Source organism: Bradyrhizobium sp. USDA 3262, assembly GCF_054060035.1.
In genome coordinates this window covers 3,215,600-3,241,961 of record NZ_JBSSCT010000001.1, presented here as the reverse complement: position 1 = coordinate 3,241,961, position 26,362 = coordinate 3,215,600, and the positions used below count along the sequence as shown (strand labels likewise).

The following is a 26,362-nucleotide window of genomic DNA, read 5'->3' as shown; positions in this document are numbered from 1 at the left end:
AAGCTGCGCCAACAAACAGGAGGCTAGACCGCTCAGGCGTGCCCATCTCAGTACTTCGAATGGATACATCGGCTGTCAAGGGCCGGGCTGTAGAACGCCTCGCGCGAGCTGCCCCGCCGAGCGCCTGAGATTGCCGTCCGCCTGCGCTCTTCAGCCACGTTCAGGATAGATGCGAACGCGCTGCGCCCCTCGCTTTCATCCAACTCGCCCCTGTAGGGCACACCGCGGATCTGGAAATAGGTTGGACGCCCAGCCTGCGGCATGATGCGTTCCCCCTGCAGGACGCGGACAAGGTAAGGCGGAAGGAACCGCTCGCGGTGCTCCCATCCGCCGCGGATCAGATACCCAAGGTCCCGTAGGCCCTCACGGGGTTGCTCGGCTTGGACGATCTGCGGTGGATGATGAAGCGGCTGGGATGGCCCAGCTTCATCAAGGTAGCTCGGGCGCGGATGATGGATCAGGCGGACATCCGTGCGCCCTCCTGGTCCGAATGTGGCCGAGTAGCGCTCACCGTTGATCATAAACTGACTTGGCCCGAACTGGTTTGGCAGCAGATTGATGTTGCCGAGGACGTCAACCAACACGTCCGAGGCCGCTTGGGAGCCGTGACGCCAATCCGAGCCAACGACGGCCCCAATATCCCGCAGTTCCTGGGCGCCCCCGGACGGTCCAGCGAATGACGGCGCTCTGCGAAATTCAGGTGCGGGCGCAGAGCGTGCATCGTCGTGCAAGTCGTGCGGTGTGGACGGATCCAAATCAACCAAGGGATCCAGACCGCTGTAGATGTTTGATGACCGAGGCCTCACCGACGATGGTGAGGCGGGTTCCTGCATCTGTTGCCCGAGCCAATCCCAGGCCCCTTGGCTTAGGCTGGCTGGAGTCGCAGGAAGCCCGTGCGGCAGATTGGGTTGCGGGAGCCAATAGGGCGCTTGCACAGGTGCGGCGGGTTGGAGAATCTGCTCGCTGGACCGATCCCAAGCCCCGGCGCTCGGGCTGGCCGATGTTGCGGGAAGCTGCTGCGACGAGCTGGCCTGCCAACCGTGGTGCGGCACTGCCAGTGATGAGGTGGGTCCGTGGATCTGCTCACCAAGCCAATCCCACGCTCCCGCACTCGGCGTGGCTGGCGTTGCCGGGACCTCCTGCGGCGAGTGCGCCTGTCGGGCGCCTTCGGCGACGGGCTGCCCCGCATCCTCGGCAGGGTGCAAGCCGAGGGCCCTGTTCGCCTCAAGGATTTGCTGGTAGCGGCCAAGCCTGAGCAAATCAGCTTTGATTTTGCCGTCTTCGGTTTCTTGCCTATACTCCGCGACATCCTGGTCGAGCCCGGAGGTGAAGAGCCGGCCGGCGATGGCCTGCTTATCGTGCTTTTGCAGCCATTCACTCAGCCTCGACATTCGGCGAGCCTGCCTGTCGATCGTCTTCGGCTCAACCCTGCGTGTCGCCTTTTCCGCCGCGGCCCACATGCCGATGAGGGTCGCGTCCGCGGAATGGGGAGCCAGGCGACGGAGATCGGCTGACAAGGTGTTTCCGGCGCCGACCTCACGAAGCTTTTTCAAGGCAGCTTTGATACGCCTTGCGCGGTCCGCTGCATAGGTGTCGACATCTTGGTCGAGCTCAGCTTCGAGCTGGTGGTTTTCCACCTCCGGATCTTCCAGTTGCGCATTTTCCATCTCGAGGCGAATGCGATCCGCAATTGAGGGCCTATCGTTGTCATTCAGGCGCGCGCTCAAAATGCGCAGGTCGGCTGCCGCATTTCTGATGGTGCCGTCGGTGAGGTTGCCGGCTGCGGTGCCGTCGGTGCGGTTGCGGACTGCTCTTTGTCTAAACTCTTTGATGAGCGCCTCGTCTTCCGGATCGACCCCGCGCGTCCGGCCCGGCTGTCTGGCGTAATCGACGCGAAAACTCGTCGAGGAAGCATCCGACTGCGCGGTCTCCCGCGAGGACTTGCTACTCCCTCCAAAGGCCTTGCCGACCCCCGACTTGAAGCGCGACCACAGTCCGCGGCTTTTACCGCTCCTGGCCTGAACCCCAGGCTCCGCGTCCGGCAAGCTGTAGCGCGCGCTGCTGAATAGATCATCGCGCAAACTGGACTGCGGCACTTGGGCCGGAGCATCAAGCTGAAAGCGGGGAATGTCTACGCTCCGCCGCGCATCGCCCCGCGCGCTGTCCCTAAAATCCGAGCGTGGCGGCACCCGCATCGAACCGCCGAGCTCGTCCCGTCGAACTGCCCCTCCCGCTCCTGCGGGAGTCTGGTCCGGCGAACTCGACTTTGCGGAACTCTCATCAGGCGAATCGAGCTGCAAATCTTCCATCCGCCGCTCAAAATCGCCTTGCTGGCTTGCGCTGCCCCCTTGCTGCCCCGCTCGCCCCTGTCGGGCGGCGTAGGCCTCCATCCAAGCGCCTGAATCGAAGAATGGGTCGACTGGATCCATCCTGCTCTCCTTGTGATGTATTGGCCCTGCGCAATCCACACGCTTGCACGGCCGCTAAGCGGCAGCTGTGAAGCGAGGTCAGATTTTGGATTTTTATGGGACCTAGCTTTCGAAAAGCTGACGAGAAGAATTCACAGCGGGCAATGGCGCTTGCGATGATCTCCTCTGAAGGGGCAGCAAGAAGCCGGCGTGGCGCGACGGCCGGGCCCTGCCCCAATTTCAGTTGCTGTCGACGGGACGCCCCAGCGCAAGGACGATCTCGTCCCCGCTATTGACCCGAGAGCCGCTTAAAGATGAGAAGACAGCCCGTAAGCGTTCCTCTATTCCGATCTGGAAGGTCCAGCGGATAGCCAATTTGTGGCACCTGCGAAGAACGTTTTCAGCGACCATTTCGCGGCTTCGCCATCGGTCAATTGGTGAGAATAAGGCTCGCGACCTGCGGGATTGGCCCCGACACCGGTGGATTTGTATTCAGCATAGTAGGCCGTCCTCAGCGAATTGGTCTTGCCCGGCGCCCATTCGCGCCAGCCTTCCGCGACCACCGGTGCATCCAACTTCGTCGATAGGAACACCACCGTTGCATAGGGGCGCCAGGGTCGGCCAAGCGCAACATCCCGCGCGGCGGAGTCGGCAGTCAGTATGCAATGCTCGAACACATAGGCACTGTCCTCGTCCGGCGCTGCCTTGCTCTGCGCGGTATAGACGACCGCCTGATTGGCGATACCGTGCAACTCACAGTGTCGGAAATAGGCCTTGGCATTGCCGAATATGAAATCGACGTGTCCCTCGATATAGCAATCCGAGAAGTATTGTCGCGACATTCGGCCGTTCTGCCCCTTACCGGCGAACAATGTGTCCTGGGCGCCGAGCAGGCGGACGCGGCTGATAATGTCTCTGTCTCCGGTAACGGACAGTGCGACGGCCTGCGAAGCTGGATTTGCCGAATTGAGCGCGTAATCGTTTTGGATCGTCAGGTTGTCGAGCCGGAAGTCATCGCCTGAGGCGTCCAGCGTAGCAGAACGGATGGTTCCTCCGACGTTGATCGCGCCGTCGCCGTACACAATGACTGTATCATCCGGCATCCTGCCGGAGCCTTTGATATGAACACCGGATTTGAAGACTTTGACCTTCTCGCGATAGATGCCCGGCGCGATCTGAATATCCCCACCTTGGGCCGGTAATGCGTCGATGGCGGCCTGCAGGGAGTGATAAGCTGCCCTCTCGGCATGCGAGACCAAAAGGGGTTGAGCACGGGCTGCCGAGATGCCGAAACATCCGGCCAGAACCGCAGCGAATAGCGCGAAAATCCGCATGTGATCTCACCTGTTATCGGGTTCGCTGCACGCTTGATGCAATCGGTGGAATGTGCCCCCGCGACCTGGCAGCCTAGTGTCAAACAACGTTTCCTACCGAACCGGAACTTACGCGCCCATAGGCGAACGTCCGATCGCGGTAACGCCTGTCCCCATTCGCAAGGCCAGCGAATCAAAACCGTATCAGGCAGACGCGACCGGTCTGAAGGTTCGGCACCGAGTTGTTGTGCTTACTGGTTACCGTCGCGGAATGCCCTGGCGCACCCCTCCCAATCGCGTGGCACCGGTTTCCTCACTTGCCCGGGTAGCGGCGGAGACACGTCAGAATGATCGGCTGTCACATTCGCATGTTCGAGCTGCCAAGTCGCGGAATCGGCAAATCGAACATCCTCTAGCGTCACGTCAAGCGCATGGCCCTCGTCAACCCCGCGCATCAGCAGCGCACCATTGTCGCCGCGCACATGGCGCAGAACGATCTGGCGATAGACTGGAATCCTACTGCCTTGGGCATGGGGATCGTACTTTGTATCGAACGCGACCGGCCATCGGTTGCCACGCAGACAAACATTCTCATAAGTCACGCGTTCGACCAGGCCGCCTCGGCTGACATCGCTCTTGATGCGCAGGCCAGACGTCGTGCCGTCCAAGGTCAGGTTGCTCACGAGTATGTCGCTGGCGCCGGAGTTCACCTCGCTGCCGATCGACATCCCATGTCCCCACCCGAAATAATTATCGGTGATGGAGATATGGCGAGTTGAACCATTATCGCCGGCTTTGATCGCTACGTTATCATCTCCAGTGCGGATGAAGCTGTGGATGATGGTCACATCCTGGCTGGCGCCTGGGTCGATGCCGTCGGTATTGCGGGCATCGGCCGGTGTATCGATCGTCAGACCCCAGACAGTGGCACCTTCGACCCGGTTCATCGCGACATGGAAATTGGGTGCATTGCGCAAGGTGACACCAGAAAGCGTGATGTCCTGCGCATGATCGATCTGAATCAAACGCGGAGCGTTCTGACTACCGCCCTCGGCTTGCGCGCGGCGGGCCAGCTGCCACCAGGTCTCGGCGCTGCCGACCATCGGCGCACCGCCCTGGCCATCGATGATGCCGTCGCCATAAATGCCGCCGCCGCGCGTTTTGGAGAAGCTGATGAACGGCCGGCAACCGTCGCCCTTACCTGCGATGCGGCCGCATTGTCCGCGGCCCTTGTCGTACGCAACTGGTTCCGGGATAGCCAAAAGCGTTGCACCGCGTCCAATCCATAAGGTTACACCTGATTTCATCTCGAGTGGATGCGACCGGAACTCGCCACGTCCGAGATAGACCGCAGCACCGGCGGGGCAATGGTCGATGGCATCCTGTAGCCGAGCCGTATCGTTGCTGCCAGACGGCACCGGGCGGTCGCAGACCGTATGAGGTGCAACGGGCTCTGCGACAATGCGGCGATCTTGCGCTTTTGCGCTGGGGCAGACAACCATGGTGGCAACGATGGACATCAGCGTCCATTCGCGAAAATGCTTTGTCATTAGCCTCGTCTCTTTGCCGCGAGCATCATCGCCGCTTCGTTGTCCTGAGCTGAGCGCTGACCAACCAGCCGCAGCTCACCTCACAGGCCAACGCAAGATGACATTTATAAGACGCAAAAAAGGCCTAGGCCTTGCGAGTTCACGCGATGAAGAATGAGCGTTCCGCAAGAGATCACACCTTGTGACCACATGCACTTGAGCGGCAGGTGCGAGGGCGCGTCTTCAATTGGCGTGCGACACTCGGTGAGGCGGCCCACCACCTTTACACGGCCTGCACACCAACGGCGTAGAGATGGTGAGCGGCTCTGATTATCCTAATCCACGCCAATTCCGGATTTATTGCTTTCTGTTCCCACAAGGCGGTGGCTGTCCGCCTGGGCTGCAATTCAGATGTGGCATGCATTGTGATTGATCTTGCGAGTGAGCGCGTGGTCCAAAATTGATGGCTGAGCGCGCGAGACCGGTGACGCAACGCAACCACTCTAATAACGATTAGGCGGGGACAGATGACACAAGGTTCACAAGCAACGATCATTGGCGCCGGACGCGTCGGGTTAAAGCTAGCCGAACTTCTCACAGCGTCTGGCGGACGAGTACGCTTCGTGGATCACAGGCCGGTGGCTGGAATAGATCAGAACCTGATCGTGAGCGATGCGATCCACCTGACGCTGGAGGCCGAATCCGCTATTGCGGAGTCCGATATTGTCGTTCTTTCTTTGCCGTTCACGGTAGCAGGAGCCGCGTTCGGATCCGCCTGTCGGCGGCTCAAAGGCGGCGCATTGTTGATCGAGACGCTTTCGGTCAAGACGAGACCGGCCTCCTGGGCGGCCAACTTACCTCGCGAGGTGGAATATCTTGGCCTCAATCCCCTGTTTAGCCCGGAGCTCGGTTGGGCAAATCGTCCGGTTGCGGTGATCGCGTATCGATCAGGGCCGCGGCTCGAAGTCTTTCTGCAGCTTTTACGACGCACGAATGCAAGCCTTGTCGCGCTCGATGCTGAAGCTCACGACCGACTTCTTGCGCAGCGTCAGCTGGCTGCGCATGCGCTGCTCCTGTCGCTTGCAAGCATCCTTCGCGACGAGAACACTGAATTTCCGTTAGAGGTCGGTCCGCCTCCCTATCACCTTCTCCTGGCGGGAGTCGGGCGCATGTTGTGCGGCAACCCCGAGACGTTTGCTGAGATTCAGACGGAGAATCCTTTTGCGGCGACAGTCCGCTTGCGTCTGATCGCGGAACTCGAGAGGCTAAGCGCGGGCGGCCAGGAAGTCCTAGATCACCTTCGCTGCGAGTGGAGGGATCTCGCGCCACGTCTAAAACCGGCCGCCAAGACCTGCGAGCGCCTATTTGCGTGCCCGATTTTCCCTCTAGAGATGAGCGAACACGATTATCGCTCCGGCGAATGCCGCCCTGCGCGGAGTGATTGAGATTGAAGATATAGGTATGATTGACGTTCCGACAGGGAAAGAAATCTCGATTTCCGGGCAACTCAGCAGCGTAGCCTTCTCTTTTCGTTTCCCGAGCGCTTTCTTTCAGTGATCAGCAAACTTCGCCGGTGCAGCTGGCGGCGGCCTGCGCGGCGATTTGACGTACGCGGTCGTCCGTGGCGCACCACTGCTGACCGTGATTTCGGTTAGGTGTCTTACCGCCGGGCAGACCTTCACAGGACATTTCTGCACCCTATTGCCTTACGTTTATCAAGTCGTGAAGCATTGGTTGTGCGACGCGTCTCCACGTGTCTAGCGTGTAGCCGATTCCTTAGCGCCGCGTCCAACCAATGAGATACGCCCGATTCATCTTGGGTAAATCCGACCGGAACGCGCCATGCGCGAGATTGACCGCAGGAGTAATACCGAAATCGTACTTCTCGATTGATAAACTTCCGCCTACCCACGGACCGCCCTTGGTGCCTCGCTAAAATCGTTCGGCTGTACCGCTACACTTCCCGACTGGAGTCCCTCCTCCCCCTCTCCATGTGCAAGGCGCTCCAAATCCTGAGGGCTCGCGGTGTGAGGCTGGTACCGGCAAGTTGTTTCCAGGACTTCCGCACCTCGATCCAGCGGCTTTTTCGAGCGGGCAAGGCATCAAGCATTTTTTTGGCAATCGGAGCCAGGTGCGCAGTTTCGGAGTTCGGGTCTCGCTTGGCATCTTCAAGAATCTTAAAAGCGGCCCTTTCGGACCGCGTCCAACCCGACTCGGTGAACCTACTCTCCGCGAAATACTCGAAACACGTGCGGAACGTCAAAGCGCGGCCAATGACCGTATGGTTTGGTAGTCCCGCTTGGCTCAGCCACCGCCGGAGATACCCACACCGCTCTCGGCTGCCATTTTCGGGAGGACCGCGAAATTCCAAGACCAAAAGCATCGCCATGCCAGCGATTTCGCGTCGTATCTCTTCATCCTGCTTTTCGAACCAATCCCGGATTAGCTGTAATGGCGTCGCCGGCGAATTCACGACCGGTGCCGCAGCGGTGCGGTGGAACGAGACCACGTTTTCCAGCGGGGGCATGCGCGGCCATGGCCTTCCATCTGCGTCCCACAAGACCCACCGCGCTGCAATCTTTTTTGCCTCTTCAGAAGACCTGGTTCGCCAAAGCTCCTTGAGCGCCTCGTTGACGTAATATGAGACGTCAGCTTTCAGGCCGCATGTACGTGCTATTGCTGCGAGGCGTCCGGCGTCAATGAGCCGCGCCGCGAAGTTATTCTCTGCGTTCATTTGCCGAGGCCCTTCATGTCCTTCCTAGCGCGCCCCGCTATTGGCTCTTCGGCGGCGTGATACGGGCCCGCCGGGAGCTACACCAGCAGGCTCCCTCTCCCGCCTAAGTTCCAGGGATCACCAACTTCAGTAGCCAGCCATCGCCTCAACTTGCGATCGTGGCCGTGCCCACGAGAGGGCGCCCTGTGCATTTCGGGGGCCTGCATTCTTCGTGCCACGGTAACAGTCCGCGATTCGTATTCGTTGGGTCCGCTTTGTTCGCTTTGCGACTCGGGCCCGTCTTGTTTCTTTCCACTCATGGACCATTCGTGGCAACTTCATGTGCCGCCGAGAGATCATCGATTGCGCAAGCGCTTTTTCAGCAAATTCAGACCGGATGAAGGCTAGGCTTCGTGCCGTGTCATCGACGCCGTTTGAATCGGCGTCGTTGCGACGAGTGGGCCGTCAGATCTCGGCTTCACTTCGGGGGACATGCGACCAAGGCCACGTGTTGCGTCAGGGAGCATGCTTTCTCCCGGTTCGCTCTGCCGGAGGATGCCGCAGATACCCCAGCATCTTCAGGCAGAGTAACCCGTTCTTTCGAGGCAGAGCCCACTCTAGATATACGTGAGCGCGTCACGCGCGATATGCCACCCGCTCAACCTGGTTCGCTGACAAGGCCACCGCTCAGCTTCGCATGGAGCTTATCCAGCAGAGCATCTGCGCTTTTGTTGATCCTCCGGTCGATCGGGTCGATTTTCAGATCTGCCATCTGATACACATGGAGGCAGACAGATGTCGACGCCGGCCAGTGCGAAGTGCCCAACCGCCAGCATTTTCTACAAGGACGTGTGCACTCATGGTCCTAAGACACCGCGGATCGTTCCCAAACGAAGGGCCCCCGCCGGATACGAGGGCCCTTACAGAACTTGGAGGAGGAGAAGACTCCAAGCCCTATGTTGGCGACTGCAAACCTGAAGACGATACCCATTGATCGATGTCAGCTGCGATCTCCGCCCTCCGCGCACGCTTCAGCAGCTGGTCGCGCTCGACGCCTGGCGGAAGCCGCGCTGCCTTGTGGAAGATATCGTCGGCAAACGCATTGAGCCGGTCCTGCAGCGATGTGGTTTGCTTCGCTCTATTTCTGGTTTTCTTCATAAGGTGCTCCGTATTTTCTCGGGAGCGTTGAAGGCTCACCTTTGCGATGAGCGTATGAAGTTATGATGATCGTTTCCACAACCTAGGTTACGACCGCGATAATCCTTTGAGCGAACTCGCGCGAAGAAGACTTCGGAGGTCATGTCCGCGGCATTCGATTCCGCCTGTAACAACAAGCTCAACCCAGGTCGCTTTGGGTTTCTTGAGCGGCTTACTCAATTTACTTTTTGAACTAATTACACTGTCCAGCGCCTTGCGAATCTTGCTTGACGTCGTCTGATTTCAACCGGGCGCGACTTTGCCCATGTGGACCAGTTCATTGCCCTCCTGTTTTCCGAGATTTGGCGCGACGACACTCGTGGGGCCTTTGATAAACCCGATAACCGGAAACTCGCCTCGCCGGACGGCCTTCGCCGTCAGCCAGGCTTCCTTGCGGTCGGAGCGGTACGGCGCGTCCATCTTCTTCGAGATAATGCCCGCTTATTGAACTTCGCCGCGTGTTCGAACAGCTTCTGTCCATCACCCCTCGACATCTCACTGAAAAGAAACCGGCGGTTCGAGCTGGCAGGTGTCGAAGAGCCCCTGCAACATGGCCTTGCGCTCGATCTGCGCGTCTTCCGCAAGTCCTAGGCGTGCAGCCACAGGAGGCCGAAGTCGGAGTAGAGTAAACGATCTTGGCTGCCCCGGGCGAGCTACGGCCTGCAAATCGCTGCAATTAGTCCGCCCCTCATGGACGACCGCTACTTCGCCATCAACGATGGCCTGGCCGGGAACGTCGAACGCCGGGGCGATGAGCGAGAACCCTTCGTCCAGTTGAGACCGTTACTCGTGGAAGCTTTAGCCCTTTCGCTCCGAGAGCGCTGCGCCGGAGAAAGGAACAGCGGCGACAACATCGCGCATCAACGAGATGATCGACGGCTCATTATTCGATTGGCTTGACGCGGAAGCTTATCGCCCGCCGGGCCTCGGTGCGTGGGCGAAGGACAGAAACGTTGATCGATCGTCACGAGCGGATACAGCAGGCCGCCGGCGCGTCCAAACTACTGTTGGCAGCCTTAGGTGTAGTCGCGAATTCACTCTTTTTCCCACCAACTTCGGGCTGGAACTAGTGCATCCGGCCGATCGGAGCCCATAACAAGAGGGTACGTGTTCTGTGTCTCTTGCCTCGAACTGGATGGCCCACAGGTGTAGATGTGATGCCGGGGCCGAGCCCGATCGCCGAACCGCTATCCGCCGAGAGCAATGGCGGCCTACTCGGGACTAACTCCACCAGCGAACACGCCACCGGCGGGCACTGATGGTACAATGTGTCGAAAGCCTCGCGCGACGGCGACGACTATCGCGTCACGCCGAGAAGTCGTTCACCACGAGCTCCGGGCCAGGCCGACTATTACATCGTGCAGACGCGCCCCCCCGCGCGCCAAGGACCAGGCCGACATCATCTCTTTCGAGATCGGCAGGACAAATGTTCCTGCCGGATCCTCCCCACTCATCCTTCCGTCTCCGGCTTCTTGTATGGATTCGGTTCGCTAGCGGTCCGATAGTCATCCAGATTGCCGCCCAGGAACAGTACCTCGCGCTCCTCGATTGGCGTATCGCTCACCCATGCCAGATCGGGTTCATCATTCTCAGTCCCGTCCTCAAGTATCTCGACGATCTGTTCGGACGTCCAGGTAGCGGCCCTCGGCACCGTGTAGGTGTGCAACTCGTTCGCATTTTCCGCGATCGCTTTCGCGCCATACTCGTTGGCATCGTCCGGCGAAAGCAGCAGTCGCGAAGCGTCCTCGGACAGTGACACAAAGGGCGAAAAATTTGTGTCTCCCCTCATGTGCCCTGCCGCCGTGCGACCCAGATCAAGTCGTTGCCCTCCCCAAATGTTCCAAGGGGCGTGCTCGTAACGCAAAGACGCCATGAAACGCAAATGGTCCGTCGCGCTCTGATGCTCCAACGCATGCGGCTTGCAATGGGCGGCGTCGTCTTGAAAACGTTGCAGCTGCGCATACGACGATGCCACCCTGTCATCGAAAATGCGGCTGCGATCGACACTGCCGGCTGACGGCCCAGTCGTAGTTGGCCACTTCGCCGCTTGTTGCGCAGCCAGTTCGATCTCCCGTCCGAGCGCCCCGACGTTTGCACAGGTCAGCGTTGCGGCTAGTTGAGCGCGCGTTCTGACAAAGGATTCGGCCGCGCACCTTTCGCTACCTTGGATAGCCCGCGCTCGCTTATTGCCGTCCGTCACAATCCCGGATGATCCAGCCTCCAGTGGAGCTGCTGTTTGGTGAATTGGCTCAATCTGTCCAAGTTGCTGCTGAAAGTCTGCTTGCCCTGCCTCTTCGTGCTGCGGCTCGACGAAGCACGTGCGAGCGGCGGATGGGTTGATATTGTTAGATGGATCCATTTCATTCTCCCTTGACAGCCTTACCGCCAAATACGCAAACTGTCCCTACGCTATAATTGCGGGAACACCCGGCTGGTGCTCAGATCTGATCGCGCAGGACGCGATTGAGCAGAGAACATCGCGGCAAGTTACGAATGCTTGTGTTCTCTTTCTGCCAATTCTCTTCAGCTGCACCATCGCGCTGTGGAGTTTCGGCCGGTTTGCATCGGTATGGTCGAAAGTTAAACCCACTCCCGCTGGCCGGGCGGAGTTAGGGTAGCAGCAAACGTGCTGTTTCCGGGAAGGTGCGCGCTCTCGTAAATGCAGCCGCCGAGATATAATGCCGAGCGGACGCACCTGGAATTCGTTCTCGGAGGCTACTTTCATAATCATGGCCGCGCGCGATCGAGCAAGGCGTGTCTGCGGTCTGACGGCGCGGCATTCTCGCCACGTGCGGTTGCAATCTATCAGGCGCTGCTCGAAGCTCGAATGCTCCCGGGTGCATAGCGTAGTGCGTCCGCGAGACGTCTGGACCATCCAACGGTTTTGTCTTCAGGTCGGACCATCCCAATCCGTCAGTTTGACGTCGCTTTGCAGGGACAAAATACTTCCACGTTTCCCGTCTAGCCGATTTAGCTGTCGAGAAGCTGACGCGCCCCCTCACTGCTAGGTGCGACTCATGGAAGCGTGCGCCGCATGGCGAACGGCATTACAAAAACGGACAATCAAAGCACCAGAACTTCTCGATCTTTGATGGTCTGGAATTGCGGCACTTCCGGTGCTGCCGCTAGAATGATTTGGTGCGCTGGACCGCCAACAGAAACCATCCTCGCAAAAGTCCAGTCTGCCACGTGGAGAGAACAGCGCCCAAGCATGAACTTGCCTGTTTGCCAATAGTGCCGGTCTACGTGATCAAGCCTTCGCCGCTTACCCGGATAGGACCGGTGTTGTCCTGTACACCTGCCTGGACCGACCTCGCTATTTCGCGTATTAATCTGTTCATGCGGCATTAGAAGTGTGAGCCGCTAGGCTATCGAAACCACTTGCACAACGGCTCGCCATTGCATGACGTGTTGCAACGGCATGGCCAAGTCAGGTTTTCGTCAGATCCGATGTGTATGTCCATCAGCGCGAGCCTGATCACTTCCGCGACGGCTCCCCTGGCAAACACGACGAAGGAATATGACATGGCATTCCGTGGTACGAACACCAACGATCACATCGTTGGGACTGCTGATAGCGACTTTATTCAGGGTCTAGGCGGGAACGATTTGATCTCCGGCGGTGGGGGCGATGATGAGCTGGAAGGAAATCAGGGAGCCGACACAATCCATGGTGGTGCAGGCGACGATTTTCTGTACGGCGGTCAGGGCAACGATGTTCTGTTCGGCAATCAGGGCAACGACAACTTCATGTTCACGAGTGGGAACGGCAAGGATTTCGTGATGGACTTCACGGTGGGAGATAAACTGAATATTGAGGACGGGATCAATCACACCGGCATTCATACGCTTGCCGATCTTGCCAGTCACATCAAGGCGGCTGGCCCTGATACCACGGTCGTTGATCTCGGAGAGGGCAATTCGATCACGCTCTCACATGTGAATGCCGACGATGTTCTGCATCACCCGGACAATTATTTCTCAATCACGCATATCACCGATCAGCCCACCTGATCCTCGCGGCTGTCCTTGTCGGCCGAACATGGCGCACAGGCACGGCGATCGCGTTGGCACACCATCCCGCCGGCGGCGACCGCCGTCGCCCTCGGCCAGACGGTCAAACATTTCCCAATGAGCAGAAATACGGCGATCCGGGCTGATCGCCACGAATCCGCAGAGTAGCATGTAGACAGTAGACCCTATCGAGTGCGCCGATAGCGTTCCGGCACCGGATCAATGCAGTGGCGCTGGAACCAAGCGACATCTCGTGGCCATGCGAACGGTTTGACCCAAGGTGGCGCTCGCCGGCGGGCAACGTCTGCCGCTCAGCAAAGCCGCTACGCAGGGCTGGATCTCTTTCGTTGTTGCACATGATCGCTATCCCGTTCAGGCCTCGCGGAATTGCGCAGTGTCGAGAACACTAAGGGCGAATCGTACAAGCCGACTGCTCAGAGCTTGCGTCATGGCAGAACCGCGCGAGTGGCACGCCAGCGGGCTTGATCTGGACTGCCCGCTCCGCACCTTACTGTGAATGTCGATCACGAACGCATTGGCACCGGACGAGAGCGACTGTGGCAATGCAAAGCCCTTCAACAGTAGCGCGCGGCACAGCATACGCCTAATGTCTTCACCCTCCATCACAGCCTGCAAGGCGGCCTTCGCCGGAGCGACACCGATAATCTGTTTGAGGCACCAGATTTTCGCCAGATCATCGAGCGCATGAACGGAGCCAGGGCTTCTGCTTTTAGCGGATGTGTGATCCTGGCCCCACCAAAATTGCGGCGTCACGTATCGTGGGTTCACGGCCGAACACTCGCTTCTAAAGACGATATGTTCAATCTGTTTGCCCCCCCGCGGGTTCATTTCGTTCGGCGCGAGCGGCTATCTCAGCCTGATCGCCGGCGGCGAGCCAATCATGATTAGCCAGCTCGACTACGAGAGTGGAACGGATAGATTGCGCTTCTGGGGAGGCATTGCCGCGGGTTACCCGTTCCTTGCTCTTTTCTCCGAACGAGTTCGGCTGATTGCCGAAAAGGCGCGGCTAACTCAAGACTTTCCCCATGCAGCCCGACGACTTCGCATCGCATTCCGATTCGAAAGTTGCTTCTGCGCCGCGCTCTTTCCACCTTCGGCTTACCGCTACATTTGCGCCGGTAGCTACCCCGCCTCGATTATCCCTTTCGGTCGAATGAAGACTGAGAACCATAAGGATGTCGACCGGTTATTTAAATTGGAAGCAGCCACCAAATTTGCAAGCTCCGGCAAATGAAATGCGTGCTGCCACTCCTTGTTTGACGTTCGCTCCAAGTATGTTCGGACGAGGCTGGTCACTCGAATGGAGCGTTCTCTCTGTCTCAGTCCGGCGGCTGGCATCCGAGACGAAAAACCGGGACGAAGTTAACTTTTTCGTCTCAGGCTCGTCAGCTTCTCGAAAGCCAACCCTCCTAGCATTCGAGCCTAGCCTCTTGATATCGATGCCGCCTGCGACTGAACCGGCCAGAACCTAGGGTACGTGTTCAGCCAATGGCGGGAGACTTTGTTCTCAAAACAGATAGGAGACGCTGTGGAGACCAATCGGATAAGTGCTGCGGGGTCGCCAGGGACCCCAACGGGAAAGATCCAAACACAGGCGGATCATGACCGATTTACGCAGATCTTGAATGAAGCCAGGCCATCTGCTGCCGCGCCAGGGTCGGCGAAAGCTCCGATTTGGAAGTCGAGCGCTCCATATGGGAGCTTTTCACTCGGCATCCACTCTTGGAACAACGACGTATGGGGGGCGGGCGCTGGGCCTCAGACGATTTCAGTGAGCGCCGCCAATCAGTGGGACGTGTGGTCGAACCAGCCGAACACTCCTGGCATCAAGAGCTATCCGCACGAGACTTTCAACGTCGGAAAGCCGCTCAGCTCCATCAAGAGTTTGACCTCGAGCTTCAACCAGCAAGTGCCTGGCGGCGGCGCTTGGGACACCGCCTATGATATTTGGGACGCCTCAAACGAGCACGAGATCATGCTCTGGACAAACTACACCGGAAATCCCGACGGTGGCGGCAACGTCAAGCCAATCTCGTATCATTACGCCCCTTCGGGGGCCGCGATCCCGGTCTACAGCAATGTCAAAATAGGTGGAGCGACCTGGAACGTGTTTGAAGGCTTCAACGGTCACAAGGTCATCTCACTGCTACCCACCTCGAAGACCAACAACGGCACGGTGGACATCAAGAGTGCCCTGGAGTGGATCAAGTCGAAGGGCTACTTTGGCGACATAAAGGTTGGTAGCGTCCAATATGGTGTCGAGATTACCTCGTCCCCAGGAGGAATGAACTTCAATTTCAACAACTGGGCGGTGACCTCGAAGTGAATGCCCACGAGCTGTGAGCTGGCCTGCAGTCATGCCATTGAGCCGCGCCGACTGACGGGCTCAGCTTGCCGCTTACTTTTGAAAGGTCCGACTCCAGTGACACATCCACCAGAGATGCCAGAACGGAACAGACTCTGGCACAGTTGCCACATCGGTCAACGAGCTTCTGCCCCAACAGCTGCACCAAGAGCAGCACCAGCGGCACGACATTGGGGCCAAACTTCAATGCCGTAGCCAAACAAAGGTCCGACATAGACTTCGGCGGCGACGAGCCTGGGCGAGCCCGCAACACTGCTGCGGACAACGAAGATGCAGAATGTCGATCCATCGCTTGGTTAGCTGTAACGCTTCAGCGTATCGCTTATGGCTCGCAGGGCAGCGGGACGCGCTCATGCGCTGGAACCACGCTGCCTGGTGGCGTCTTCTCACCGCTTACAAAAGAAGGGTCGCCCACGTTGCCGCAAGCGACCCAAGTCTAGGGAGGAACGCCCAAGGAGGGCAGCGATAGCGGGGTGCTACCGCGCATCCTGAAAATAAGACCATCGTATCGGCGGCTCAATTGAACGTAGGGAAACGCCGGGCATCTAAAGGGGGCATGGAATGATACGAAGGTATATGGTGCCCGCTGGTGAAGCCGGCCACCTCTGCACTAGGCGCAGGCTGTCATTGCCTATGCATCACATTGAGCAGCGGCCAGAACTTGGTCACCGAGCCGTGGCTGGCTTGCCTTGCATTGTTCAAACTACATCGGTGAGGAATTCGCGATGAAGCTGCCCCTGGACTTAATCCCGTTACCTCCGCAGGACAGCCAAGCCCGAGGCCGCGCTTATCCTCGTCGGTCAAAGAGCTTGCTGAACGACTGGTGTGGAATGATGCCATCGGGAGGTGACGACCAACCGATTCCTAACCGGGGCTGCCTCCTCCACCTAGGCCATAGCAACATGGACCCACAGTCGCCGAGCCCGCCGCCAGATCGGGCCCTCGTCGAGATCAAGCCGATTGTACATCCATCAGAGATCAACTCGCTTCAGGCCCCAGCGCAAGGTGTTTCTTGCCAAGCCGGGCAGCAGCACGTTTCGTCGTCGGCGGCGGTCAATTGGCGTCGTTTGATTGACAGAGCTTGACAATAGCGAGAGCACCCTCCCCCCGAGAGTCGACCGCAATTACGTCATCGTGTTCAACGAGCGCAAATTCCTTGACGTTGGTTCGATCTGTAAATCGACGTCACACCGATGACAATCGGGAGGAAGAAAGCGGGATAGAAATATGCACGGCGAGTCATTGCCCCGAAAATGGGACATCTGATACGGAACGGCGAGAGACGACAAGTGAATGATCACATAGGTTTCCAGAGTTCCTTGCATAACGACGCCGCCGACCTGCTGCCCGATGAGGGCGCTCGGCATCGTTTTGAGGCGATCGTGGATCGTGCAGCGGATGCGCGTTCAACGTGGTTGCCGGTTGAGGAGCAGATGCGCGCAACTCGTGCCGAGCTTCATCGCGTCGAGAGCCACCGCCAACAGCTGATATTGACTCGCAGCGCCCATCGTCCCGGCGCGGACAAGGAGGACAAGCAAGGCCGTGACCTCGACAAGCAAGCCAGCGAGCTGACCGAAAAGTTGCGTCGCCTCATCGCTCGAGAGGCGACCGCTGCTGCCCGCATGCGGAACTGCGGGATCCTGGCATCCCGCTGCCGGGCCTTTCTGGCTCCCGGTGGCCTGCCGTCGCCCGCGCGCCTTGCCTCCGTCTCTCCAATCGCGCTGTCGGAGATTCTAGAGCGAGGCGAGCGGACCATTGACGCACTCGAGCGTCTGCGCCTGCGCATCCGCGAGCTCGAAGCCCACGCCCACCAGATCCGCAGTGCGCCATTTCCCAGTGAGGCGAAGAAGCGAGACGCCGCGGCGCTGATCGCACGACTGGCGGAACGTGGGGCGCCATCTATATCGGCCATGATTGATGACAACGCGAGCGAGATCGCATGGCCTTACACCCTCCAGAAACACAATCTGATTGCTGTCGTCCCCGATGCGAACACGCGGGTTGTGGGCACTGCATCTGGGCAGGTTCCCGATGTGATTGGGCTGCTTTGTTGGGCCCTTCGTGACACTCTGACCGAAAAGGTGAACGAACTGATCGAGACGAACAGTGACGATACCGCCGCGCTCCCCGCGGATGAGCGTGAAAAGCAGCTGGCCCAAATCGAAGCCGACAAACTGATGACCGAACGCAAAGAGGCCGCCCTAGTACAGGCCGCGCAGGCTGCGGGCGAGGCCGTCGAACACCGCCACGACATCAGCGTTCTGGCCGCGCTCCAGCTCGAGCTGGTCACGCAGTCACGATGAGGTCTGCGACTGCCCTCGGCGGGCATTCCGGCTGCTCGCGGCACTCCCTCTCGGCGCAATCGTCTCCACGACCAACATCCCCGACCACCTGCTTTCATTGCGAAAGTGACGGCAGAAATGGCGCTCTGCTGCGCAAGGAGAACGAACGGCTGCGCATGGAGCGAGACATTTTAAGAGGTTGATTGCGATTTTTGCCGGAAGCCGGACGTGAGCTTCCGCTCTATCGAGGACCATCGCGACGCCTATTGATCTCAGCCTGGCGCCCTTCGTCGGCGTTGACGACCGTGCCTTTGGCGATCCCGGCCTTGATGAAAGCGGCGGCCTGCCTCTCGGAACCGAACGGGCGGGACCGAATTGCCGCCGCGCTCGCGGATGGCGATCTTGCCCTTGCCGTTCTGGTTGCGGGTAACGCGGCGGTCAACGCGATCCTCTTGAGGTTGGCGGGCTTCACGTTGCCGAAATAGCGAGCCGCCTCTTGGTTGGCCTGCATGAACGCTCCGACATGCGCCGGATCAATCATCAGGAGGCGTACAGCCTCGACAGCGCTTGCACAATCAGGCTGAGAAGTATTCAGCCGCCGCCGTCCACCTCAGCAACCTTACCTTCGCCGCCCACGATATCGGCCCGCGGATAGCCTTGAAAGCCGTCTCGGCTTCCGCGTCAGTCATGCGGAAACACCTGAGCTAAGCTCAGGGTCGTAATTGTCGCGGCCAGTGGCTGCCGTCCAAAGATCCTGAGCGAAATCTTCGATGTGAATTCGGGTACCTTTGGGTCCACGGTCGAAATCGCTTCACCAGCAAGACTTGCCGGTCGACAATGTGTTGAATTCTTCGGGAATTCCTTCGAAATCGGATTTTCGACAAGCTCGCGTTCCGGCACGTCCATTCCGAGGATTTCGGACAGCGCCAGAACGGCGAACTCGTTTTCCGACAATCCGACAAGATTGGGCGAAGGGAATTTTGCGATGTACTGACCTTGCTCGTCGCCGATGGGCAAACTCAGTCCGCCACCCCTGCCCGTATTTTTCATCACGGAGAGCTTCATCTGAACTCCCGCCAAGGAAGACCGCGCTTTTATCTCACGTGGACTGTCTTGAACGGCTAGGAAATCAGACGTCCTGCGTTGAGGGGTCAGAAATCGCAAGGATTTGCCAACCATGGATGCTTTCAGGGCCGGCCGCTAACCAATCGAAAATCGATCCGCCTCATGTTCGCGCTGTAAGCTGAATGGGCAAATCAAACATGACAGGATCGGCAATTCTGGAAAACGTGCGTCGCTACCGCGCAATAGCTTCGCTGTGCCGTCAAGCCGCAGCATTCCGCCCACTCCAGCGAGTCTCATTGCTGACGCAGGCCGACGAATGGGAGCAGAGAGCGGTTAGTGAGATCGAAGAATACTTTGATGCCCAAGACTCTCCGATACCCGCCCAGCCCTCAGGCAACGTCAATTGAGCGAGAGCTTAGTTAAGAAAGCGCATACGCTTGGCCCACCCCTACCCTTCAAGACAAGGCCGGACTGCTGATGAAGCCCCGCAACGATCCACTGATGGACCTTCTCCGAAAAATGCAGCCGGCCCATCAGTTCGGGGAATCTCGCGGCGATTGACCTCCGTGCGAACATAGGACTCGCTGCATTTACCTTTGTAGCCGGTGCAGTGAAAATAGATGTAGCGCCCCTTGTGGGGCTCACCGACGAAGACACAGCCGCAGTGTCCGCAATTATAAGCCCTGAGAAGGGAAAGTCTCTTGGACCACGCCGAAGCTTGGTGGTATTACGCTTGTCCAGGACAGCCCGAGCCCGCTCGCGAGGTATCATCGTTCATGAAAATCCCGTGGATTTATTGCGGCGCCTCGGGAATGACCCAACTCAACCTAAGACTGCCTGATAAGACCTCCATCCACTAATGTGGAATAAAATCGTTCCATTTCAGTGTTTGTGGAGCAATGACTTGCCAAGGATCATCTTTTAGGTTCAGGCGCAAGTCTTTGATTTTATTGATATTGCGGAGAATATTACCCTTATTCTCCGCATTTTATGCGTAGAATGTTATTGCGTTGTCAGGAACAAGGTGCATATTCTCCGCATGAGTGCGGTGAATGGCGACTTATATCCACGAACTGAAAGACTGGCCGAAATTTACCTGGAACAGCTCAAAGCTGGCCCAGAAGCTGGGAGCTGTCCGTAACCGGCAGGGTCGTCTCACCGGTCGCATGGAAGAGCTCGGCTTTCGGCTGCGAACCGAAGCCAATCTTGAGGCCCTTACCGAGGAAGTCACCAAGTCGAGCGAGATCGAGGGCGAGGTTCTGAGCCGCGATCAGGTGCGATCATCGCTTGCGCGCCGCCTGGGTGTCGATATCGGCGCCTTTACGCCCGTCGAGCGCAATGTCGAGGGCATCGTTGAGATGATGCTGGACGCCACCGGCAGATATGAGGCTCCCCTCACCTCTGACCGTCTCTTTGGCTGGCATGCCGCCTTGTTTCCGACGGGCCGCAGCGGCATGACGAAGATCGCCGTCGGGAACTGGCGCACGGAGGATACGGGGCCGATGCAGGTTGTCTCGGGGCCAATCGGACGCGAGCGCGTTCACTATGAAGCTCCCAAAGCTGGTTTGCTTCCTGACGAGATGAAAGCCTTCATCGGCTGGTTCAACGGTACGCAGGACATCGATCCAGTTATCAAGGCTGCCGTGGCGCATCTGTGGTTCGTTACCATCCATCCGCTCGAAGATGGCAATGGTCGTATCGCCCGCGCGATTTCCGACATGGCGCTGGCGCGATCAGAGAACAGTTCACAGCGCTTCTACAGCATGTCAGCGCAGATCCGGCAGGAGCGGAACGCCTATTACGATCTCCTCGAAGCCACGCAGAAAGGCGATCTCGACATCACGGTATGGCTGGAGTGGTTTCTGGACTGTCTTGACCGGGCCTTTGATCGCGCCGACACCATCCTCGCCTCGGTTCTACGGAAAGCCCACTTCTGGAAGAAGCAAGCGAACCAGAAATTTAACGACCGACAGCGGGCGATGATTGAGCGTTTGTTCGAGGGCTTTGAAGGCAAGCTCACATCTTCGAAATGGGCACAGCTTACCAAATCATCGCAGGATACAGCCCTGCGGGACATCGATGATCTCGTTGCCAGGGGCGTTTTGGTGAAAGACGCGCCCGGCGGGCGTAGCACGAGCTATTCATTGATTGACGAAGTCTGAACACATCAGCGACCTAAGAGTCTGACTCAAAATTCATGACTTGACGTTGGCCGATCTGGCGACGCGGCGGACCAGTTGTCGAGTTGACGCAATAAGGAGCCATGCTTCAGCCGAGGTGACGGAGGCCTCCCAATCTTTGTAACCGGCATGAGGCCCCCACCTAGTCATCCCTCGGCTTGCGCGCGATACAGCCTGGTATGAGCGGATCGATGGAGGTGGAACGATGGCAAATGCCATGCTTGATGCCAGGCAGGAAGGTGACTCTTATCGTCGCGTCGAGGTGATCACTGGGGAGCGCCGGCGGCGACGGTGGACGAACGAGGAGAAGGCCCGGATCGCGGCGGAGAGCTTTGAGGAGGGTGCGAACATCTCCGAGGTGGCGCGGCGCAATGGCGTTTCCCGCGGACTGCTCACGGTGTGGAGACGCCAGGTAGCGGCGGCGGTGGCCGGCAAAGCCCAGAACTTCGTGCCGATCCAAATTGGTGCTGAGAGCGGCGGCGGAACGGCTGACGAGTCCGGGTGTATTTCGTCGGCACAGACGAGGCCTTTGGAGATCACCGCGCCGCCGGTCAAGGCCTGCGGAGTGATCGAGATCGAGGTGAACGGGGCGCGCATCCGCGTCGAGCCGGGCGTGGAGCTGGCGACGCTTGCGACGGTGCTGTCGGCGCTTCGAGGGATCCGGTGATTGCGCTACGGTCAGACCTCAAGGTGGTGCTGGCGGCCCAGCCGGTCGACTTTCGCAAGTCGGTGCACACGCTGTCGGCACTGGTGAGCGAAGCACTGCGCGCGAGCCCGTATTGCGGCGACGTCTTCGTGTTCCGCAGCAAGCGCATGGACCGAGTGAAGCTTCTGGCGTGGGACGGCAGCGGCATGGTGCTGGTAACGAAGTGGTTGCACCAAGGACGTTTCACCTGGCCGCCGATCCGCGACGGCGTCGTGCATCTCAGTGCGACGCAGCTTGCGATGCTGCTCGACGGGCTCGAGTGGACGCGTGTGTCGCCCAAACCTGTGAAGCAGCCGACCGTTGTCGGCTGAGGGATGAGGATTTCGCTGGAGCACGGGTCGCGCGGATGTATCGTCTGAGCATGGCGATTCGTCCCGACGCTCTCCCGACCGATCCGGCGGCTCTGACCGAGATGGTGCTCGCGCTTGACGCTGAGAACGAGAAGCTGCGCGTAGCAATGCAGACGCTCAAGGAGATGATCTTCGGGAAGCGCTCGGAGCGGCTTGCGGTGCTCGTGGACGAACAGCTTGCGCTCGAGCTGGATGATCTTGAGGCGGACGCTACGCTGCCTGCGCACGCCAACGACGATGTGGCTGTGGCGAAGCCATCCGGCAAACCGCGCAAGAAGGCGCGCCGCAACATTGGCGCGCTTCCAAAGCACCTGCCGCGCTGCGAGCAGGTGCTGGAGCCGGAGGCAACCGCGTGTCCATGCTGCCAAGGTCAGCTCCACAAGATCGGCGAAGACGTCAGCGAGGTGCTGGACATCATCCCGGCGATCCTGCGGGTGCTGCGCACGATCCGTCCCAAATATGGCTGCCGCAGCTGCACCGATGGTGTGGTCCAAGCGAAGGTGCTGCCGCGCCTGATCGAGAGCGGCATGGCCTCGACCGCACTCGTGAGCCACGTCGTGGTCTCGAAGTTCGCCTGGTATCTGCCGCTGTACCGACAGGTGCAGATTCTGGCCGGCCAGGGTATCCATCTCGACCGGGCGACGCTCGCCGGCTGGGTGAAGCGTGCGGCCTGGTGGCTCAGGAGCCTCTATGACCTCCAGCTGCGCACGATCCAGGCCGCGCCGCGCCTGTTCTGCGACGAGACGCCGATGCCGGTGCTCGATCCCGGACGACATCGCACCCGCATCTGCCAGTTCTGGGCGCATGCGATGGATGACCGGCCATGGGGCGGCCCCTCGCCGCCGGCGGTTGCCTATGTGTTCGCCGACGGCCGCGGCACGGAGGAGATCGCCGGACAATTGACGGGCTTTTCCGGCATTCTGCAGGTGGACGGTTATGCCGCCTACAAGGCGCTCGCCCGCGGTCATGGCGGCGCGATCCGGCTCGCCTTTTGTCTGGCCCATGCCCGGCGCAAATTCGTGGAGGTCTACAAGACGACCCAATCGCCATTCGCTCGCGAGGCGATCGAACGGCTCCAAGCGGTCTATGCGATCGAGGCCGAGATCCGCGGCAGCAGCGCCGAGCAGCGGCTGGCCGCCCGCCGCACCAGGGCCGCTCCGTTGATGGAGGCGCTCAGGGCGCGGCTGACCGCCATAGTCGACCAGCTCTTCTCCCAGTCGAAGCTGACGGAGGCCATCAACTACGCGCTCAACCACTGGGACGGGTTGACGCTGTTTCTCCGCGACGGCCGCATCGAGGTCGGTAGAGTCGACGACTGGCGCGGTGACCGTAGGTCGCGAGGCTTTACTGTTTCCGGCGGCTTTCGCCTTCGCCGGTGTCGCAGTTCGCACCATAGTTCCGTTTCCAGTCGTCGCTCATCAAACCGGGCATGCAGATTTGCCGCACCCGGCTTTCACTTATCTCCTCAGACCTTCGCGCTCGATCGGTCAGTACGACGGCTCGGGATGCGGAAGAGCTTGAGCGTATTGTGCAGGTAATCCTGCGGATACTGCTCGAAGCCCCTGCCACGTCCTCCGGCTCGTCGCATTAACCAGTGCCGCAGACGCCGATCGACGTATTGCCTGATGAAGTCATACGTCTTCATGACAGGTCCTTGGTCGAAGTAGCCGCACCAGCCGCGAAGAAGGCGGCTGATAACGATGACGGTGTTCTCCGGTGTGTCCGGGTACCACTGTGGCGTCGTGCGTTCGTGGATTCGTCGGAGCAATCTCAAGACCGCTTTCTTGGACGGACGCGTGCCGATGAAGGCTTGTCCGCCCTTTCCGTAGAACCGCCCGATCGTGTAGCCGAGGAACGTGAATCGCTCCGTCGGCAACCGTGCGATGCGGGTCTTGGTCTCGTTCACCTCCAACCCGATCCTATTCATCAGTACCGTCATTCGCTTCATCGCCGCCTCGGCTTGCCCGGGGCGGCAGCAGATCACGAAATCGTCGGCATAGTTGACGACGTAGGCATCGAGTTGTTCCTGGTGCCCGTGGTCGCGCCAAGCCAGCAGAAAGCGTCGGAAGTAAATGTTCGCCAGCAATGGACTCAGAGGAGAGCCCTGCGGGGTCCCTTTCTTAAACTTTCGCGCATCTGCCGTCCGTATCGTCCGTCTTCCGCTTCGTTCGACCACCGGAGCCGTCAACCAGCCTTTGATAGTCGAGAGAAGTCGTCCGTCGGCGATCCGCCGTGTCAGGCTTCGCATCAGCGGCCCGTGTGGAATCGACGTGAAATAGTCGCGTAAATCTGCATCGACTACCTCGCGGCGCCCCCGGTCCTTGATGTGCCAGAACACGCGGCGCACGGCCATCTTGGCGTCCAGCTTCGGACGAAATCCATACTGATTGTCCAGCAGGTCCGCGTCGAAGATGGGACCGATCACTAAGACCGCTGCCATCATAACGATTCTGTCATGAATGCAGGGGATTCCGAGTGGTCGGCGTCCGCCATTGCTCTTTGGTATCCATACTCTCAGAAGGGGCTTGGGACGGTAAGTGCCGTCCTTCAGCTCCTGCCTGACACTTTCCAACCATTGCTGCTGTCCCTCTGCTTCGATCTGTTCGAATGTTATGCCGTCCACCCCGGGAGCGCCGTCGTTTTCACGGCACCTTTGGTAAGCTTCTTCCATGACATCCGGTCGGCAGATTTTGTCCCACAGAGAGTAGAAGCGGTATGTCGGTTCGGTCTTAGCTTTCGCCTGTAGCGAGCTCTGCAGCTTCTGAACGCGTATATCCGGTGTTGCTAGACTCATCGTCAATCGCCGTGTTCTCTGCTTCGTTCTCGCTTGAGACAAGTCAGGGCCCCTTCCCTCTTCCGGCGTTACCCGGTGTCATAGGTATTACGGACCCATCCGCCATCTGCCGCCGCCGACGCTGGCCCTCACGGGTTCGTCGTTGTCCGGATTTGCATCCTTCCTCGACGGCAGACTTCCCTTGTTGCCCACTGTCCATGTCCCGCGCGTGCTGCCACCACTACCCCGGTGGGATCCTGGGGTGCTTTTCTCACTCGCTTCCCCCAGGACGCCGGCCTTCCCCGTTACTGTGGCGGGTCGGCTCCCACGATGACGCTTTCGGAGCCTGCTCGGTGTTCACTCGCAAGTTGCGGCCCGCGCGGACCGATGACCCCCAAAAGGGGCCGTTTCTCAGAGTGCTTCAGGCCATTCGTCGCCTCCTGACCCGCCCCGAGTACTTCCGGCTGGAGCGAGAGTTGGCCGGCCTGGATTTCCACCAGGGAGAACAGTGCGCCTTGTCAAGGCACACACAGCAATACGGTCGAGCGTTCCATGCGCCCGATTGCCATGGGAAGACGCAACTCATTGTTCAGCGGCAGCGAAGGTGGCGCCGAGAGCTGGGCGATCCTGGCGTCGATCGTGAACACAGCAAAGCTCCACGATCTTGATCCGCAGGCCTACCTGACCGACGTGCTGGAGCGCATCGCCTCCGGGCGAACCAAGAACCATCAGCTGCACGAGCTGCTCGCCTGGAACTGGAAGGCGGCCCGCCAGCGCACTGCGCAGGCCGCCGCGTGAGCCCACGTCGCCATAAAGCTTCGTCGTCGATGGCCGCCGCCGCGATGCCGCTTGCGGACCTCGAGCGATGGCTCCAGGCTCGCGTCGATCAGCATCCTGCCGCCACCAATCTCCCCATGCTCGACGGTTACGTCGCCGCGATTGTGGCCGGACCAGTGTCGATGAGCCCGCTCGACTGGATCTGCCCGCTGCTCGCCATCGATGCCGATGCTTTCAACCACGGCGGCACCCCGGAGTTCGCCGCAATTTCCGCCGTCGCGATGCGCCACAACGACATCAGCAACACCCTTTCGACCGCGCCCGACCGGTTCGCGCCGCTACACAGGCGCAAACCCAATGGCGACGTCGATCCGCGTCCCTGGTGCCAAGGTTTCTATGCCGCGATGCGGCTCAAGCTGTCGGCGTGGGCGCCATTGCTGGACACCAGCAAGATCGATCACGGCCTGCTTCTGCCTATCCTGCTACACTGTTGCGACGATCAGGGCCGGCCGATGCTCGGACCGCCACGAGGCGGCCGAGAGACTGGGGACTTTCTCCGTACTGCGCACCTCGACATCCCAGCAGTCGTCGAGGCGATGCGCCAATACTGGATGCCGATCCGCTATCCACGCGCCAACTGATCACCGCAGACGTGGGAGCTCATACCGG

The 26,362-nt window shown here is 59.4% G+C and carries 20 protein-coding genes and 4 pseudogenes; 14 read left to right on the top strand and 10 right to left on the bottom strand.

The window, feature by feature from the left end; translation table 11 throughout:
• Positions 1-47: 47 nt before the first annotated feature.
• From ACVWYP_RS15015 to ACVWYP_RS15005, 3 genes are all read right to left on the bottom strand, one after another.
• Positions 48-2,309, bottom strand: a complete 2,262-nt coding sequence (locus ACVWYP_RS15015) for a hypothetical protein (protein WP_244436065.1) — start codon at positions 2,307-2,309, stop codon at positions 48-50.
• Between the two features lie 440 nt (positions 2,310-2,749).
• Positions 2,750-3,742 carry a pectinesterase family protein gene (locus ACVWYP_RS15010; RefSeq protein ID WP_051003352.1) on the bottom strand — a complete coding sequence of 331 codons (993 nt, stop codon included), beginning with the start codon at positions 3,740-3,742 and terminating at the stop codon, positions 2,750-2,752.
• 230 nt (positions 3,743-3,972) lie between these two features.
• Positions 3,973-5,271 (bottom strand): glycoside hydrolase family 28 protein, encoded by a 1,299-nt coding sequence (locus ACVWYP_RS15005; protein WP_028344361.1) that lies wholly within the window; start codon positions 5,269-5,271, stop codon positions 3,973-3,975.
• Positions 5,272-5,777: 506 nt separating this feature from the next.
• Here ACVWYP_RS15005 and ACVWYP_RS15000 point away from each other — a divergent pair.
• Positions 5,778-6,695, top strand: coding sequence for an NAD(P)-binding domain-containing protein (locus ACVWYP_RS15000; protein ID WP_051448149.1), 918 nt, complete (start codon positions 5,778-5,780; stop codon positions 6,693-6,695).
• A gap of 142 nt (positions 6,696-6,837) precedes the next feature.
• Positions 6,838-7,011, top strand: a pseudogene (locus ACVWYP_RS14995) (DUF2478 domain-containing protein); the annotation flags it as partial.
• Positions 7,012-7,204: 193 nt separating this feature from the next.
• Here ACVWYP_RS14995 and ACVWYP_RS14990 read toward each other — a convergent pair.
• Both ACVWYP_RS14990 and ACVWYP_RS14985 read right to left on the bottom strand, forming a co-directional pair.
• Positions 7,205-7,984, bottom strand: coding sequence for a hypothetical protein (locus ACVWYP_RS14990; RefSeq protein WP_051003350.1), 780 nt, complete (start codon positions 7,982-7,984; stop codon positions 7,205-7,207).
• 933 nt (positions 7,985-8,917) lie between these two features.
• Positions 8,918-9,121, bottom strand: a complete 204-nt coding sequence (locus tag ACVWYP_RS14985; RefSeq protein ID WP_016840774.1) for a hypothetical protein — start codon at positions 9,119-9,121, stop codon at positions 8,918-8,920.
• A gap of 306 nt (positions 9,122-9,427) precedes the next feature.
• On the opposite strand from ACVWYP_RS14985, the gene ACVWYP_RS14980 reads away from it, so the two are divergent.
• Positions 9,428-9,751: a hypothetical protein gene (locus tag ACVWYP_RS14980; RefSeq protein WP_155258790.1), complete on the top strand. Its 324-nt coding sequence runs from the start codon at positions 9,428-9,430 to the stop codon at positions 9,749-9,751.
• Positions 9,752-10,610: 859 nt separating this feature from the next.
• On the opposite strand, the gene ACVWYP_RS14975 is transcribed toward ACVWYP_RS14980, so the two are convergent.
• Positions 10,611-11,519, bottom strand: coding sequence for a hypothetical protein (locus ACVWYP_RS14975; RefSeq protein WP_028344337.1), 909 nt, complete (start codon positions 11,517-11,519; stop codon positions 10,611-10,613).
• A 1,166-nt stretch (positions 11,520-12,685) separates the two neighbouring features.
• On the opposite strand from ACVWYP_RS14975, the gene ACVWYP_RS14970 reads away from it, so the two are divergent.
• From ACVWYP_RS14970 to ACVWYP_RS14955, 4 genes are all read left to right on the top strand, one after another.
• Positions 12,686-13,174 (top strand): calcium-binding protein, encoded by a 489-nt coding sequence (locus tag ACVWYP_RS14970; RefSeq protein WP_038373421.1) that lies wholly within the window; start codon positions 12,686-12,688, stop codon positions 13,172-13,174.
• Positions 13,175-14,075: 901 nt separating this feature from the next.
• Positions 14,076-14,429 (top strand): hypothetical protein, encoded by a 354-nt coding sequence (locus ACVWYP_RS14965; protein WP_155258791.1) that lies wholly within the window; start codon positions 14,076-14,078, stop codon positions 14,427-14,429.
• Between the two features lie 243 nt (positions 14,430-14,672).
• Positions 14,673-15,521 carry a glycoside hydrolase family 12 protein gene (locus tag ACVWYP_RS14960; protein WP_334369633.1) on the top strand — a complete coding sequence of 283 codons (849 nt, stop codon included), beginning with the start codon at positions 14,673-14,675 and terminating at the stop codon, positions 15,519-15,521.
• A 1,328-nt stretch (positions 15,522-16,849) separates the two neighbouring features.
• Complete coding sequence (locus ACVWYP_RS14955) at positions 16,850-17,863, top strand: hypothetical protein (protein WP_075968327.1); 1,014 nt, start codon at positions 16,850-16,852, stop codon at positions 17,861-17,863.
• Between the two features lie 220 nt (positions 17,864-18,083).
• On the opposite strand, the gene ACVWYP_RS14950 is transcribed toward ACVWYP_RS14955, so the two are convergent.
• Positions 18,084-18,383 (bottom strand): hypothetical protein, encoded by a 300-nt coding sequence (locus tag ACVWYP_RS14950; protein WP_028344341.1) that lies wholly within the window; start codon positions 18,381-18,383, stop codon positions 18,084-18,086.
• A 213-nt stretch (positions 18,384-18,596) separates the two neighbouring features.
• A pseudogene (locus ACVWYP_RS14945) lies at positions 18,597-18,943 on the bottom strand (HipA domain-containing protein); the annotation flags it as partial.
• 161 nt (positions 18,944-19,104) lie between these two features.
• On the opposite strand from ACVWYP_RS14945, the gene ACVWYP_RS14940 reads away from it, so the two are divergent.
• The gene (locus ACVWYP_RS14940) at positions 19,105-19,314 is read left to right on the top strand and encodes a hypothetical protein (RefSeq protein ID WP_075969274.1); all 210 of its coding nucleotides are present in this window, start codon (positions 19,105-19,107) and stop codon (positions 19,312-19,314) included.
• 645 nt (positions 19,315-19,959) lie between these two features.
• On the top strand, positions 19,960-21,069 hold the full coding sequence (locus ACVWYP_RS14935; RefSeq protein WP_016840785.1) for a Fic family protein: 1,110 nt from the start codon (positions 19,960-19,962) through the stop codon (positions 21,067-21,069).
• Between the two features lie 33 nt (positions 21,070-21,102).
• Here ACVWYP_RS14935 and ACVWYP_RS14930 read toward each other — a convergent pair.
• Positions 21,103-21,207 (bottom strand): annotated as a pseudogene (locus tag ACVWYP_RS14930) (IS5/IS1182 family transposase); the annotation flags it as partial.
• An 85-nt stretch (positions 21,208-21,292) separates the two neighbouring features.
• On the opposite strand from ACVWYP_RS14930, the gene tnpA reads away from it, so the two are divergent.
• Genes tnpA through tnpC form a run of 3 tightly spaced genes read left to right on the top strand, consistent with a single transcriptional unit; the run spans position 21,293 to position 23,681 of the window.
• Positions 21,293-21,754 carry an IS66-like element accessory protein TnpA gene (gene tnpA / locus ACVWYP_RS14925; RefSeq protein ID WP_063607131.1) on the top strand — a complete coding sequence of 154 codons (462 nt, stop codon included), beginning with the start codon at positions 21,293-21,295 and terminating at the stop codon, positions 21,752-21,754.
• Positions 21,751-22,104 (top strand): IS66 family insertion sequence element accessory protein TnpB, encoded by a 354-nt coding sequence (gene tnpB / locus ACVWYP_RS14920; protein WP_038388484.1) that lies wholly within the window; start codon positions 21,751-21,753, stop codon positions 22,102-22,104. The genes tnpA and tnpB overlap by 4 nt, the downstream gene beginning before the upstream one ends.
• 50 nt (positions 22,105-22,154) lie before the next feature.
• Positions 22,155-23,681, top strand: coding sequence for an IS66 family transposase (tnpC, locus tag ACVWYP_RS14915; protein ID WP_245288927.1), 1,527 nt, complete (start codon positions 22,155-22,157; stop codon positions 23,679-23,681).
• On the opposite strand, the gene ltrA is transcribed toward tnpC, so the two are convergent.
• Positions 23,609-24,937 carry a group II intron reverse transcriptase/maturase gene (ltrA, locus tag ACVWYP_RS14910; protein WP_028344467.1) on the bottom strand — a complete coding sequence of 443 codons (1,329 nt, stop codon included), beginning with the start codon at positions 24,935-24,937 and terminating at the stop codon, positions 23,609-23,611. The two genes, tnpC and ltrA, sit on opposite strands and share 73 nt — an antisense overlap.
• 510 nt (positions 24,938-25,447) lie before the next feature.
• Between ltrA and ACVWYP_RS14905 the strand changes: the two are divergent.
• Positions 25,448-25,714: pseudogene (locus tag ACVWYP_RS14905) on the top strand (transposase domain-containing protein); the annotation flags it as partial.
• A 29-nt stretch (positions 25,715-25,743) separates the two neighbouring features.
• Complete coding sequence (locus tag ACVWYP_RS14900) at positions 25,744-26,334, top strand: UPF0149 family protein (protein WP_035633732.1); 591 nt, start codon at positions 25,744-25,746, stop codon at positions 26,332-26,334.
• The last annotated feature ends 28 nt before the right edge of the window (positions 26,335-26,362 follow it).

What these genes read in the sequence shown, in the direction of transcription:
- ACVWYP_RS15015 (WP_244436065.1), bottom strand. Translation starts at nt 2,309, where the DNA reads ATGGAAGATTTGCAGCTCGATTCGCCTGATGAGAGTTCCGCAAAGTCG.
- ACVWYP_RS15010 (WP_051003352.1), bottom strand. Translation starts at nt 3,742, where the DNA reads ATGCGGATTTTCGCGCTATTCGCTGCGGTTCTGGCCGGATGTTTCGGC.
- ACVWYP_RS15005 (WP_028344361.1), bottom strand. Translation starts at nt 5,271, where the DNA reads ATGACAAAGCATTTTCGCGAATGGACGCTGATGTCCATCGTTGCCACC.
- ACVWYP_RS15000 (WP_051448149.1), top strand. Translation starts at nt 5,778, where the DNA reads ATGACACAAGGTTCACAAGCAACGATCATTGGCGCCGGACGCGTCGGG.
- ACVWYP_RS14990 (WP_051003350.1), bottom strand. Translation starts at nt 7,984, where the DNA reads ATGAACGCAGAGAATAACTTCGCGGCGCGGCTCATTGACGCCGGACGC.
- ACVWYP_RS14985 (WP_016840774.1), bottom strand. Translation starts at nt 9,121, where the DNA reads ATGAAGAAAACCAGAAATAGAGCGAAGCAAACCACATCGCTGCAGGAC.
- ACVWYP_RS14975 (WP_028344337.1), bottom strand. Translation starts at nt 11,519, where the DNA reads ATGGATCCATCTAACAATATCAACCCATCCGCCGCTCGCACGTGCTTC.
- ACVWYP_RS14970 (WP_038373421.1), top strand. Translation starts at nt 12,686, where the DNA reads ATGGCATTCCGTGGTACGAACACCAACGATCACATCGTTGGGACTGCT.
- ACVWYP_RS14965 (WP_155258791.1), top strand. Translation starts at nt 14,076, where the DNA reads ATGATTAGCCAGCTCGACTACGAGAGTGGAACGGATAGATTGCGCTTC.
- ACVWYP_RS14950 (WP_028344341.1), bottom strand. Translation starts at nt 18,383, where the DNA reads ATGATTGATCCGGCGCATGTCGGAGCGTTCATGCAGGCCAACCAAGAG.
- ACVWYP_RS14940 (WP_075969274.1), top strand. Translation starts at nt 19,105, where the DNA reads ATGACAGGATCGGCAATTCTGGAAAACGTGCGTCGCTACCGCGCAATA.
- ACVWYP_RS14935 (WP_016840785.1), top strand. Translation starts at nt 19,960, where the DNA reads ATGGCGACTTATATCCACGAACTGAAAGACTGGCCGAAATTTACCTGG.
- tnpA (WP_063607131.1), top strand. Translation starts at nt 21,293, where the DNA reads ATGGCAAATGCCATGCTTGATGCCAGGCAGGAAGGTGACTCTTATCGT.
- tnpC (WP_245288927.1), top strand. Translation starts at nt 22,155, where the DNA reads ATGGCGATTCGTCCCGACGCTCTCCCGACCGATCCGGCGGCTCTGACC.
- ltrA (WP_028344467.1), bottom strand. Translation starts at nt 24,937, where the DNA reads ATGAGTCTAGCAACACCGGATATACGCGTTCAGAAGCTGCAGAGCTCG.
- ACVWYP_RS14900 (WP_035633732.1), top strand. Translation starts at nt 25,744, where the DNA reads ATGGCCGCCGCCGCGATGCCGCTTGCGGACCTCGAGCGATGGCTCCAG.